This window comes from Rickettsiales bacterium (assembly GCA_029252805.1).
GTDB lineage: Bacteria > Pseudomonadota > Alphaproteobacteria > Rickettsiales > JALZUV01 > JALZUV01.
The window spans coordinates 25,638-38,730 of record JAQXAR010000030.1; the positions used below are offsets into that span (position 1 = coordinate 25,638).

Genomic DNA, 13,093 nt, shown 5'->3' on the forward strand with positions numbered 1-13,093 from the left:
ACTGCATACTAAGACTGTAAGAAGAAACACAACAAGGGTAATCCGTAATGGCTATTACAGTCTCAGCAGTTGGTAAGAAAAACGTCGATAGTGATGGCGGCGTTGAATATATCTGGGAAATGATCAATACAGGCGGTGCCGACGCTACTTATACATGGCAAGCGGTTGGCGGTGAAGCCGGCAGCATTACGCTGCAAGCGGGATCGACAAGCTTGCTTTACACAAATACGTTAGATGATATTACCTTGCTTGATGGTAATACTACGGTTGCGACAGGCAATTATGTTAATACCAATGCGCCTGCCACCACTACATTAAGTAGTTCGTCCGATAATTTTGTTGGCCATGGCGGTGATGAGGCTGTCGCTGGCAATAGCGGGAATGATACTCTCAACGGCGGCACGGGTGGCGATACCATTGATGGCGGCGCGGGTGACGATTTGTTAATCGGTGGTGACACAACCTACGTCACACCTGTTGGAGCGCCAGCGGTGCTTTCTCCTTCAGATAGCGCCAGTGTTGTGCTGGATGCAGGCGTGCAATCCATCGTTGATACGAGTGGAAATGGAAATACTGCATACCAAAATACTGATGCACGCCAACCAACCCTCGTAACGATTAATGGCCGAGATGCACTCAATTTTGATGGAGTGAATGATTACCTAAAAATCGATAATTCTTCTGATATTAACCTTTCTACAGGCGCTGAGCGTAGCATCTTTATGAACTTTACAACGAGCAGCGATGTTAGCAGCCGTCAGTTTATTTATGAAGAAGGCGCTCAGGTAAATGGCTATAACTTCTATATCTTCGATGGTGACTTCTATGTGGGTGCATGGAAAAACTATGGCAATGATTTTGATTATTTCTTCTCCTCATCAATAGACGCGAATTCTACCTACACAGCGGGTTTTTCCTTTAACGCTACTAGCGGTGATTTCACCGCTTATATAGATGGAAATGTGATTGGTGTCGGCGCTATTGGCAATTCCCAAGCGGCCCATTCAGGTAATATTACCATTGGTGCTAACGGGGGCAGATCCCGCAATGAATTAGGACAAGACAATACCAATAACGTGCATAATTATTTTGAAGGTCAAATCGGAGATTTCGCGCTCTATAATGACTCCCTAACAACTGCTGAAGTGGCACAGATTAACGGTTACATTTCGCAAAAATGGGGCAATGACGAATTTAGCGAAAATGATAGCCTCAGTGGCGGCGCCGGTAACGACACCATTCTTGGTGGAATCGGTGACGATACGCTCGATGGCGGCGATGATAATGATAGCATCGACGGCGGCGACGGAAATGATACGGTCACGGGCGGCAACGGTAATGACATCATCGATGGGGGCGCAGAAAACGACACCCTAAACGGCGATGCTGGTAGTGATACCATCAATGGCGGCGTCGGTAACGATACTCTCTCTGGTGGAGATGATGCTGATACTTTAGATGGCGGCGTCGGTAACGATGCCCTCGCAGGTGGTGATGGCGACGATACTATCTTAGGTCGCGCCGGTAATGACTTTATTACCTCTGGCGAGGGTAATGATGGGGTGAATGGCGGTAGCGGAAATGATGGCATCTACGGCGAAGGCGGGAATGACGTGATTAACGGAAGCACCGGGAATGACACCGTCACAGGCGGCGTAGGTGACGATACAATCTTCGGTGGCGATGATAATGACACCTTAAACGGCGATAACGGAAATGATGATATCTCTGGCGACGCGGGTGACGATAATATCAATGGCGGAGCAAATAACGATACACTCAGTGGCGGTGACGGCTCTGATACATTAGATGGCGGCACCGGTGAAGATACCGTATCAGGCGGCGCTGGTGCAGATACCCTCAATGGCGGCGACGATAATGACTTCATCGTGGATGTTAATTATGACGGCACAGGCGGATTTGATGCAGGGGTTGCAGATGCACTTTCTGGGGGAGCTGGGGATGATATCCTTGTTGCCACCTCAGGCGCAGATCAAATGTGGGGCGGAGCTGGAAGCGATACCTTTGCCTTTACGCCTTATGATGCAGTCGTCGATGCACGCGTTTATGATTTCGTACAAGGAACAGATTTACTCTTCCTTATCGACCTGACACCAACGTACCAAATAGACGTTAATTATGTGTTTGATTTTAATGCGCTCAATATTTCTGTCAGTGGTGGAAACACACATATTACCTTTGCTAATGGTAGCGATATCCAAGTCGATGGCGTGACAAACATCACCGCCGCAGACTTTGATTCCTATACCTTCTAAAGCCCTCCCCCTTAGCGGGGCTTTACTAATGCAATCAAATCTCAAAAATCACGCGACTTAAGAACGGTTCTCTTTTGCAACCCATTTGATGTCTGCGAATATTATGATACATCTTCAGAGATGAACCCTAGCTTATTAAACGCATACGAACCGAGCGATATTTCTGCACTGGAATATGCACCCCTAGGAGAAGGTTATGTCTTACACTCCCGTATATCCGGCGCGATACTCTTATCCAATGCCATAGGGTTAACCCTATACCAACACCTACAAGCAGGAAAAAACCGTCACGAGATTGCACAACAAATGGCCGGGGAACTCGAACTGTCCGAGCGAGAAGCTGATTCCCTCTATGTGGACATTACGCAAAGCTGGAAAACCGCCGGGCTGCTAGACACCCACAAGCCGCCCTTCCCTAATCCCGTCATCTATCAGCCTCTGCGGAAACCTTACGACACATTCACGCTAGGTTACGGCCAGCAATTCGTTACGATAAAATGCGCAGATCAGATGCTTACAAGCCACTTACTCGAAGCCCTGCAGCACTACCAATGCGAAGAACCGAACGAGACAGCCACAATCATCAGCATCAGCAGCATCGACGATGGGTTCGGAATTTTTGTTGATCAGCATCCCGTATGGGAGCAGTGCAACCGTGACATGGCGCGCAATTTAGTTCTGCGCGAAGTCGCAACTATCTTATGCGGCACAACCGAAACAGGAGCGCTACTACATGCAGGGTGCGTCGCAAATACTACGAAAAACTGCCTCATCATCACCCATAAAAGCGGCTATGGAAAATCCACTTTAACCGCAGGACTTGTCGCAGCGGGGCTTGATTATCTGGCAGATGACCTTCTGCCTTTACATAAAGAGGGACAGAGCGTGATATCCTTCCCCGCCCCCCTAGCATTAAAACAGGGAGCCTGGAATTTAGCCGAAGCGAAGTCTCTCGGATTTGAAGCCTCTGCGCCCGAAGAACTACCGCGAAAGGGCGTTATTTATCGCAATATTCCAAACTCTCTCCCGCTTGGCACACGCGCAAATGTTTCGGCCATTATTTTCCCCTATTTTGATAAAAATAACCAAAATAGCCTCACACGTCTTTCGCCTGAAACGGCGCTGCACAAGCTTATCGAAGCGGGAGGACGCACCAATCGCGAACACCCCTCCATCCGCCCGATGGCGCGGTTGCTCAATCACGCCCCCGCTTATGCCTTAAACTACTCCTCCTCAGGTTATTCGATTCAAACATGCTTGGAACTCCTAACGTGAAACTTGAATTGCAGCCTTGCCGCTCCACCCCGCATCGCGCGATGATGGGGTTAATCTTAGCCGCACTGGGCGGAAAACTTCCCCCTACCCTCAAAGAAGAGCTAACCCAAAGCAATCCTGACACTTTAGCGCAAATCGCAAATAACCATCAGGTGCACACGATCGTCCAAAGCGCCTTTACCCTGCATCCGGAGTTAGAGAAGACTATCCCGCACGACCTTGTGCTTTATTTTTCTCTTCTCTATTCGGAGAATGCGAGGCGCAATAAGGAAGCTAAACAGGAATTAATTACCCTCGGAGAATTATTCCACCAAGAAGGAATTGACGCCGTAATCCTCAAAGGAGGCGCCGAAATTATAGCCCCTTATTATCAGGATCCAGCCCACCGCTTTATTAGTGATTTGGATATCCTCGTTCCCGAAAGCAGAGTCGATGATGCGGCAGAACTCTTATTCGCCCGTGGCGGAGTATCAAATACCGCCAATGATGCCACTTTTGAGGATCACCATCATTTACCCGTGATTGAAGGATCAGTTCTTCCCTTCCGCATCGAACTTCATAAACGCATTGGGGATAAAATTGCAGATGAAATACTGCCTGCCCACACAATATTAGAGCGCTCCTTACCCAGCGGCATAACGGGAATACGCCTCCCTTCGCCAGCAGATCGCTTTACCCATCATATCATCCACGGACAGATCGAATCTCAGCTTTATGCCCGCACGCTTTTAAACTTGAGGACCTGCGTCGACCACCACTATTTCCAACGCGCACTTGATGCAGAAACACTCACAAAAGCACGGCAGACATTCGATCAACATGGCCTGTTAGCTAGGGTCGATGGGCTTGATGCATTATCTCACTGGATATTTGGGAGCCAAAACGAGCAACTAAGCGCGCCATCGAATATATGGGCAACCAAGGCTGTTCGTAATTTTGGACGCCCCAGCACTCAGAAACATTTCGACAGTTTCATGTGGTTAAAAACATATATTATCCGCTTCCTAATGGAGCCTAAAAGACGCCGCCACTATCTGCGCAAGCTCTTCAGCATCAGGGGCTGGGAACAGTTTATTGCCTTTCACAAAGATCGCCTTCAGCGGTTCATGTAAAAGCCGCCAACTCTTGATTAACCCAAACAGATGCCGAGGATGTGAGTCTCTTCGGATATGATGGGTACATAAGAAGATACTGCTTAAAATAAGCTCCCTCCATTTCTTGAATTGCCTATAGCACTCCTCTACAACCACTGCATGGATTCCCCGACATTACTTGCAAAATTAACAAAACTTTCTGGTTGGAAGCGTTGCGTATTCTTGATGTTAATGGGCACTTGCGCGATGGCGAGCTTGGCACCGACATTTCTCACCTTTTTGCTGATTCCCGTTTTCAGCCTGCTATTTTATCTGCTTGATCACAGTAAAACATGGAAAGCAGCCTTCTTTACCCTCTGGTGGTTTGGGCTAGGGTATTTTCTATCTGGCACTTATTGGATCGCACTCTCTTTGCTCGTAGACTCGACACGATTTGCATGGATGATCCCTTTTGCCACGCTTGGCCTCTCAACCATTCTGGGAATTTATTACGGATTGGCGGGGCTAACGTATCATCTCATAACCCAGAGGATTCACGTTCCAGCAGTCACCGCCCGCATTATCCTTTTCGCTATCCTTTTGGCGCTCTCGGAGCTTGCACGCAGTTATACTTTTACCGGGTTTCCATGGAATGCAATTGGTTACAGTCTATCCGTAGATGAGATACTCCAGCAGCCCGCCTCGCTCGTCGGAATTTATGGATTGAACCTGCTGACAGTATTGTTTACGACCCTACCGATCCTCTTATTCTATAAACTAAAGCATGCTCGCTACGTTGTTGGAATCAGCACTATTTTGCTTTGCACACTCTGCATCTGGGGATATATGCGCGTTTCAAACACCCCCGAAATCACCCGAACCATCACCGCAAGAGTGGTTCAAGGCAATGTAGCAAAAGAACGCAAGTGGAATAAAGAGCTCGCTTTAAATGAATATTCACGCATGACCCAAGAGCCAAGCGACCACCCCATCGACTTAGTCGTTTGGCCAGAGTCGAGTTTTCCTTATGTCCTAGAAAAAGAGAGCGAGTGGATTGACACATTAGCAGTAATGCTACAGCCGCAGAGCACCCTCCTCCTAGGCACGGTACGCGGTGAAGGCACTCGCAAAGAAAACTACAAACTATGGAACAGCTTAGCCGCCATTACGGCAAAAGGGGACGTACAATATTATGATAAGCACCACCTCGTTCCATTCGGCGAATATGTGCCCTTTAGAAATATCCTACCCATCAAGAAAGTCATCCCCGGAAAGCTAGATTTCACCCCCGGCTTGGAGAAAAAAACACTGACATTACCGGGTGATATTACAATTGGCCCTCTCATTTGCTATGAAGCCATTTTCAGTCGGCACGCCTTTTTCGACGAACAACCGGACCTCTTAATCAGCATTACCAACGATGGATGGTTTGCGAAAAGTGCTGGCCCTTACCAACATTTACACATGGCGCGCATGCGCGCGATTGAGCAAGGAGTACCGTTGATTCGCGCAGCCAATGGTGGCATTAGCGCGGTCTATGATGAACGAGGCAGGCTCATTGATTCCATCGGCCTAAAACAGCAAAGCGCTAAAGATATTTCTATTGCACTGCCCGCCGATAAAGGAACCCTTTATAGCCGCTATGGGTTGAGAGCCTTTTTCGCACTTATAGCTCTGCTCTTTGGCATTGGGTTTATTTTTCGCCATGATACGGATCTTTAAAATGAGCGCGCTACACTGGGATAATTACCATGGAATAGGCGACCCCAGAATCCGAGTAGCGGTGCTACTTGCGATATTCTTAACCATCGGCATCGCCTTTCTAGGCATCAATAAAACGCCCGAGCAGGTCGGATTTATCCTGCTAGTAGGCTGCGCGACGGACATGTTATTGCATCGAATTTTACGCCCCGGGCGTGGTATATTATTCCCAATGAGCGCGGTGATTACCTGCCTTGGGCTGTCGATTCTCACCAATTTCGCGCATACAATTTGGCTAGGTGCGATCCCTATTTTCTTCGCTATCGGCTCAAAGTACCTCATCACGGCGGAAGGCAAACATATTTTCAACCCGGGTCTATTCGGGTTAGTGGCGTGTTTATTATGGGCAGATGGATTAATCAGCCCCGCCTCCGCATCGCAATGGGGCGGGCAAGCAGTGATGGTATTTTTCTTTATCTTCACCGCACTTAGTATCTTTCTTTTCAATATTTCACGAGTCGCGCTGACGTGCAGTTTCTTGCTATTTTACGGATTACAGCTCTATTTAAGAAGCTATGTGCTGGATACGACGATCCCACCCTTGGCTTTAGTCGATGGCGTTTTGCGCAATCCAGCCTTCTATTTATTCACCTTCTTTATGCTGACAGATCCTAAAACCTCGCCCCATGGCTGGAAGGGGCAGATGGGCATGGCCCTCGCTGTGGTCTGCTTCGATTTCCTACTGCATATGGCGCAGTTTACCTTCACCTTATTCTATGCAGGCGCGCTCTATTTCGCATTACGATGGATGTGGTTACAACAAAAGCAGACGCTTGAAACCATCCCCAAGCGTTTATTGGCACAAGGGAAACCGGCAGCGGTTATCTTCTGTTTGGCGATAGGCGCCTATACTCTCTACCAGACGCTAATTGTTTCGAATATGCCAACGAACTCTCCCGCGACTTCCTTTACCTTCGACGAGATTCCGTTCAAACAAACCGGAATCTCCGCACATCCCGGAACCCTACTTTCATCGCAAGTGGATCCACGTATCCAGCATGTGGGAAAATGGTTCTTCTCCATGGGAGATGCTGTAGCCGTTAGCGATGTCAATCAAGATGGACTGCCGGATATCTTCCTCACCTTACCGCTCAAAGCCAATGAAGATCGCGCGCAACTCTATCTGAATCAGGGAGGTTTTCGCTTTACCAAACACCCGATTCCTGCCCTCAACACGTTGCGACAAAACCCCACTTCCGAAGGCGTTCCTATGGATGCGCTATGGTTTGACGAGGATAATGACGGCGATAAAGATCTACTACTCGTGCGCTATGGCGGCACTCCCATTCTACTACAAAACCAACTGGTCGAAACGGGTACGTTAGATTTCACCAATATTACACAGACCAGAGGGTTGAACCATTACCTCAACAGCGCTACGGCTAATGTTTTGGATATCAACCGCGATGGACAACTCGACCTGATCATTGGCGGCACACTTTCAGCGCATCATCTCGACTATGATGAGGATGTACCGTTAAACCTCTTCGCCCTACCGAAAGCTGAGAATGCATCCGATAAACGCCCCATTAACATAATGCGGCGCAATCCATTTGATGCACGTAATGGCGGAGAAAACCGAATATTCCTGCATAATGGCGAAGGTTTCAACATTCAAGATAATGCTGCATGGGGAATAGAAGATTCCCACCGCTGGACGCTCGATATCGGCACAGGCGACGTCAATAATGATGGCTGGATTGACCTCTATTTTGCCAATACCGCGGGGCCGGATAAGCTACTCATTAACATGCAGGGCAAGGCTTTTTCGGAAATCAGCGGGTGGAAGAAACATCAACTCGGAAAGGATACTTACCGCGGCATGAACGCCTCCTTCGCCGATTTTAATGCGGATGGGTTTGAGGATATTTACGTCTCGAACATGCATAAAAAAGAGGTGCCAGAAGGTTCAATGCTTTGGATCAACCAAGGCAGCCTGATGCCCGATGCCGCCAATTTTGTGGATCAAGCATTTGCCTCCAATATTTTCAATCACGGACGATTTGGCTGGGGCGCGGCGGTAGGTGATCTCAACCGTGACGGAACGCTGGATGTGCTGCAAATGAACGGCTGGCTTGATAATGCTTATGATGAAAACCCAAAAGCGCAATGCGCCGATTACGTCTATAAAATGTTTCAAGTTGAGTTTACGCCGCCTAATACGCATGGTTACGCCGATAACTGGCCGGATATGCGCGGCGAGTGCATTTATCCGAAAGAAGCCAAACGTGTCTGGCTCAATGATGGAAATGCGAATTTTATCGATGTAGCCGAAACAGTTGGCTGGGACACACTCGATAATAGCAAAGGCGTCGCGCTCGCCGATTTTGATAATGATGGAGATTTAGATGCAATCGTCACTCGCATGACACACGCCCCATCACTGTATAAAAACACCCAATCCGCCACGCCTTACTGGTTAGGGCTGCATCTCACCGGCAACGGGCAGAGCTGTAACCGAGATGCAATCGGCACGAAAGCGACCCTCTCCTACCGCGTCAATGGTCAACCAAAAACGCAGACGCGCTATGTCACTGGCTCGAACGGACTCTCTGCACAAAATGATCCGCGAAGGTTATTCGGTTTTGGTACAGAGAAGCCAGAGGAGTTACGCCTGCGGATTCATTGGTGCGGCGAGGCAGCACCACAAGAGCTGCACCCTATTACGATGAATCGCTATATGAATATTATTCACACAGATTAACTGCTCTTTTGCAAATTGACTCACAACCGTGAAAACTGCTAAGATTGGGGTTTGAACAATCACATTTTTAGGGTTTCATCTGAATGGCTGATACGAATGATAAAACGCTCCCATTAAGCAACGATGACGTTTCGACTGATGAAGACGCCACCCAATGCACGACAGATGAAACTGTCGAGGGTGACGACGACGAGATTGATCGCCGCGAGGCCATTCGTGCGTTAACGAAATATTCAGCAGCAGGCGGCGCAGCAGTGGTTGTATTATCATCCAAAGGCGCACTGAGTATGACTTTCCTTTCTGAAGAATGTTCTGTCCCAAGCCCCCCTCCTTTCTGCCCTTAATCTTATTCTCCTATGAGATTTTTATTCCCTCTAGCCATCTTACTTGGCTCATTTTTACTCTTTATTGTGCAGCCAATGCTGGCCAAAGCACTCCTACCTCATGTTGGCGGCGCGCCCGCAGTGTGGGTCGCATCGATGTTATTTTTCCAACTCCTTTTGCTGGTTGGATATGGATACGCGACGCTTAGTAGCTCTTATATGAGCGCTCAAAGGCAGAGCCAACTGCATATTGGGTTGATGATTACGGCAGTGCTCGTGTCATTGCCACTCTCACTTCATGTCTGGCATAGCGTAGAAAATACCGCACCGGAACAATGGGTTCTGTCGACCTTAGTCATCACCATTGGCCTGCCCTACCTACTGCTATCGGCCAATGCTACATTACTGCAGCGTTGGTATTATGAGGTGAAGCAAACATCGCCTTATTTCCTGTTTGGCATTAGTAATATCGGCAGTTTACTCGGCCTGCTAAGTTACCCTTTGCTAATCGAATGGTTGCTACCGCTACAGGAGCAAATGTTTTACTGGAGCCTCTTATTCTATGGGCTTATCGCGTTGCTCACCCTCACCACATACCGTTTAGGAAAACCTGAACCGCAGTTGAAGAAAAGTGACTTGGGTAAACAACTACCGCTCTCGCAGATCCTGCGCATTGTGTTTTATGGCTTTATCCCCTCCTCGCTCTTCCTAAGCACCACCTTATTTATCACCACAGATATCGCCCCTATTCCTTTATTATGGGTCACTCCGTTAGCGCTGTATCTGTTAAGCTTTACGATTGTATTTTCACGCAATAGCAGGGGGTGGATACGCACCGCTCAGCATTTACATATCCCGGCCTGCGCGCTGGTCTTTTTGTTGGCAAGTTATGTCTTTGCATTCGTCTCGCATTTTTATGCGAACCACTACTATATGCTACAAATCGGAATCTGTTTATTGTGTTTATTTGTGGTCGCTCTTAATTGTCACGGACGAGTAGCTCAGCAAAAACCTGCTCCCCAATATTTAGCTTCCTATTACTTCTGGTTGGCAGTGGGTGGAGCATTAGGCGGATTATTTACGACCACCGCTCCTTACATTTTCAACGATATTTACGAATACCCCTTTATCCTTTTACTCTCACTCAGCGTGCCCCTAGCGCATGAATTTGCGACACGCGCAAGCATGTCTAATCTGCGCAAGTTTATGTTGATTGGGGGATGTACTACCATTGCGGCTTCGATCCTTATCACTTGGACTGAAAACAAAGATTACCCAGCCCAATATAAAGCGCGTAATTTCTTCGGAGTGAAAGAAGTGATCGACTTAGGCTACCCATTTTTCAGGCGTGACCTTCAAATAGGTAGCACCTTGCAAGGACATCAACCGACCTTTCCCGGACATGAGCTCTATGTGAACAATAATTTAAAACAGCTCATTGCACGCGCACCGAAGAATTTCTTCGACAAGCCCTTTGGCGTCATTGGCCTAGGAACTGGCATGCTAGCCTGCACCGCCGCACCCAATCAAGTGATCGACTTTTTTGAAATTGATCCGCTAGTCGTCAAAATAGCAGAAGATCCGGACCTCTTTACGTACCTGCGTGATTGTGCGGGAAAGCCTAACATCACACTGGGCGATGGCCGTCATAAAATAGCGGAACGACCTTCTAACCATTATAAGTTAATCGTTCTGGATGCCTTCAACTCCAACGTGATTCCCGTGCATTTACTTACTGCCGAAGCGATCGGCACCTATCTTGATAAACTGGATAAGAACCAAGGGTTTCTCGCTTTTAATATCATAAGCCGGCATACTGATTTGAGCGGTATACTCGCACGTGTCGCACAAGAACACGAAGTATTGGCCTATCATAAACGTTTCGAATACGATCCTGAATTCCCTTATGATGGCGCAGGTGAATGGATGTTTTTGGTCCGCAAAGATTCGCCATGGTTGCCGGTCTTTGAGGCCTTAGAATATGAACAAATCACCGATACTGAGACCAGCCCATTATGGACGGATGATTACTCAAGCATCGTTCCTATTTTGAAATAGCGTTATCTGATTGAAATATTAGTAATCGAAATCAGCAGCAGTGAGCACTCCTGTAAATCCATCAAGACGGATAGTGCTTCCACCATCCTGCCCAAAATAGAGAATCTTATCGCATTATTCAGAGCGCAATCTATAGGGGGTAATTAACAGATTCTTAGAGCTTTGCGCCTAATTGGAACCAGAACTTTTCAGTATCGGTCGAGAGAGTGTCTGCATCGTAATCGGCATATTTCAGCATCACGCTATAGTGATCCATGAAGTTACGCTTGATAACGGCATCCCATTCATTACCATAATTGGCCCCACCGGTTTCCGCTGAAAAGTCGTGATAGATCACACCAAAAGTGGTGCCGTCAACTATCTCACTTCCGGTGCCAGACGCCTTATAAAATAGCGAACCATAGATATCTTCCAAACCTGTCGCCGGAGTGGCCAAAAACTTATCCGCCCAACCGTTAAATTTATGGAGAGTTGCCAAAGGCGTTTGAAACGACACCGTGCCGCCATTATCGCTTCCCAATGATTCGAACCCGGCTTTGGCCGTCAACCCAGCATAAGCCAACCCGCCTTCCAGCGTATAATAATCAGCGCTGTAATCGATTGGATTATCTCCATGCTCGCTCTGACGCGCATATTCTGCAGTGTAAAGAAGCTTCACATTCTCATCGATGGGAGTAGAACCCGTAAAACGTGCCCCGAAGGTTTTGGAGGAAAGTCCAGCCACTGCCGCATCATCCAAATCGATCAGATAACCATAACCGGTCAGTTTACCAAAATCCCAACCATCGTAAGAAGCATTGATTACATGAGTGTTTGTGTCCAAATCTCCAAAAGGGTGGTCATCGCTAAAGATGCGGTTCACATTATCGACATAGCTATAGACCAACGTCGTATCCGGCAATGAGCTGTTGATAATCGCCGCTGAATCATACATTTGATCATTCTGGCGCCAGCCGACCGTGCCGATAAAACGCTGATTATCGAGGTTATGATCCTGACGGCCTACGCGCAATACGGTATCGTCAATACCAGTAAACTGAAGGTAGGCTTTATTCACTTCCGTCCCATCCGGATCGGCAACAACAGGATATGCCGTCTTACCATTGATCGTATCATTATAGGTTTCACCGCCCATTTCTGCGACATTCTCAATTTCCACGACTCCGCTAAAACCTTCCAACGTACCGGTTTTATATCCTAGCTTGGTACGTAGAGTTGAGGCATTCGCATCCTTGCCAAAACCAGCCTGATCCACATGTTCAAAACGATAACGAACATCAATATAGGGCGTTGCATCATCAATCAGGAATTTTTGCATCACATCAGTTTCGCTTGCATAGGCAGGCGACATAGCGACCATCGCGCTTGTGGTAGTGATGAGAAAGTAGATACTTTAGAGGCTTCTGAGAATATAAAAGTGTCTAGCAATCTCTAAAAAGTGTCTAGCAATTCACAATATCTAAATGTGGATTAGACGTAAGTAGCGGAATTATAATCTTAAATTTGGTAGCGGAGGAGGGACTCGAACCCCCGACACGCGGATTATGATTCCGCTGCTCTAACCGACTGAGCTACTCCGCCACGAGCATCATATAATGCAAGGATGCGTTTCATAACAAACCC

The 13,093-nt window shown here is 47.7% G+C and carries 8 protein-coding genes and 1 tRNA gene; 7 read left to right on the plus strand and 2 right to left on the minus strand.

Annotated elements, in window-relative coordinates; genetic code table 11:
* Window positions 1–47: 47 nt before the first annotated feature.
* The 7 genes from P8P30_06725 (at window position 48) to P8P30_06755 (ending at window position 11,470) form a co-directional block, all read left to right on the plus strand.
* The gene (locus P8P30_06725) at window positions 48–2,276 is read left to right on the plus strand and encodes a hypothetical protein (protein ID MDG1287245.1); all 2,229 of its coding nucleotides are present in this window, start codon (window positions 48–50) and stop codon (window positions 2,274–2,276) included.
* Window positions 2,277–2,396: 120 nt separating this feature from the next.
* Window positions 2,397–3,551 (plus strand): hypothetical protein, encoded by a 1,155-nt coding sequence (locus tag P8P30_06730; GenBank protein MDG1287246.1) that lies wholly within the window; start codon window positions 2,397–2,399, stop codon window positions 3,549–3,551.
* Window positions 3,548–4,663 (plus strand): nucleotidyltransferase family protein, encoded by a 1,116-nt coding sequence (locus P8P30_06735; GenBank protein MDG1287247.1) that lies wholly within the window; start codon window positions 3,548–3,550, stop codon window positions 4,661–4,663. Before P8P30_06730 ends, P8P30_06735 begins: the two co-directional genes overlap by 4 nt.
* 141 nt (window positions 4,664–4,804) lie before the next feature.
* On the plus strand, window positions 4,805–6,346 hold the full coding sequence (gene lnt / locus P8P30_06740; GenBank protein ID MDG1287248.1) for an apolipoprotein N-acyltransferase: 1,542 nt from the start codon (window positions 4,805–4,807) through the stop codon (window positions 6,344–6,346).
* 1 nt (window position 6,347) lies between these two features.
* Window positions 6,348–9,089: an FG-GAP-like repeat-containing protein gene (locus P8P30_06745; protein ID MDG1287249.1), complete on the plus strand. Its 2,742-nt coding sequence runs from the start codon at window positions 6,348–6,350 to the stop codon at window positions 9,087–9,089.
* Between the two features lie 83 nt (window positions 9,090–9,172).
* Window positions 9,173–9,433: a hypothetical protein gene (locus P8P30_06750; GenBank protein ID MDG1287250.1), complete on the plus strand. Its 261-nt coding sequence runs from the start codon at window positions 9,173–9,175 to the stop codon at window positions 9,431–9,433.
* Between the two features lie 12 nt (window positions 9,434–9,445).
* The gene (locus tag P8P30_06755; protein ID MDG1287251.1) at window positions 9,446–11,470 is read left to right on the plus strand and encodes a fused MFS/spermidine synthase; all 2,025 of its coding nucleotides are present in this window, start codon (window positions 9,446–9,448) and stop codon (window positions 11,468–11,470) included.
* A 154-nt stretch (window positions 11,471–11,624) separates the two neighbouring features.
* Here P8P30_06755 and P8P30_06760 read toward each other — a convergent pair whose 3' ends face one another.
* Entirely contained in the window at window positions 11,625–12,830 is a 1,206-nt protein-coding gene (locus P8P30_06760) for an alginate export family protein (GenBank protein MDG1287252.1), read from the minus strand.
* A 144-nt stretch (window positions 12,831–12,974) separates the two neighbouring features.
* Window positions 12,975–13,051 (minus strand) — tRNA-Met (locus tag P8P30_06765).
* Window positions 13,052–13,093 lie beyond the last annotated feature (42 nt).

Bases quoted from the DNA above. Each gene is read 5' to 3' on its own strand.
- P8P30_06755 (MDG1287251.1), top strand. From the start codon at position 9,446: ATGAGATTTTTATTCCCTCTAGCCATCTTACTTGGCTCATTTTTACTC.
- P8P30_06725 (MDG1287245.1), top strand. From the start codon at position 48: ATGGCTATTACAGTCTCAGCAGTTGGTAAGAAAAACGTCGATAGTGAT.
- lnt (MDG1287248.1), top strand. From the start codon at position 4,805: ATGGATTCCCCGACATTACTTGCAAAATTAACAAAACTTTCTGGTTGG.
- P8P30_06750 (MDG1287250.1), top strand. From the start codon at position 9,173: ATGGCTGATACGAATGATAAAACGCTCCCATTAAGCAACGATGACGTT.
- P8P30_06760 (MDG1287252.1), bottom strand. From the start codon at position 12,830: ATGGTCGCTATGTCGCCTGCCTATGCAAGCGAAACTGATGTGATGCAA.
- P8P30_06730 (MDG1287246.1), top strand. From the start codon at position 2,397: ATGAACCCTAGCTTATTAAACGCATACGAACCGAGCGATATTTCTGCA.
- P8P30_06745 (MDG1287249.1), top strand. From the start codon at position 6,348: ATGAGCGCGCTACACTGGGATAATTACCATGGAATAGGCGACCCCAGA.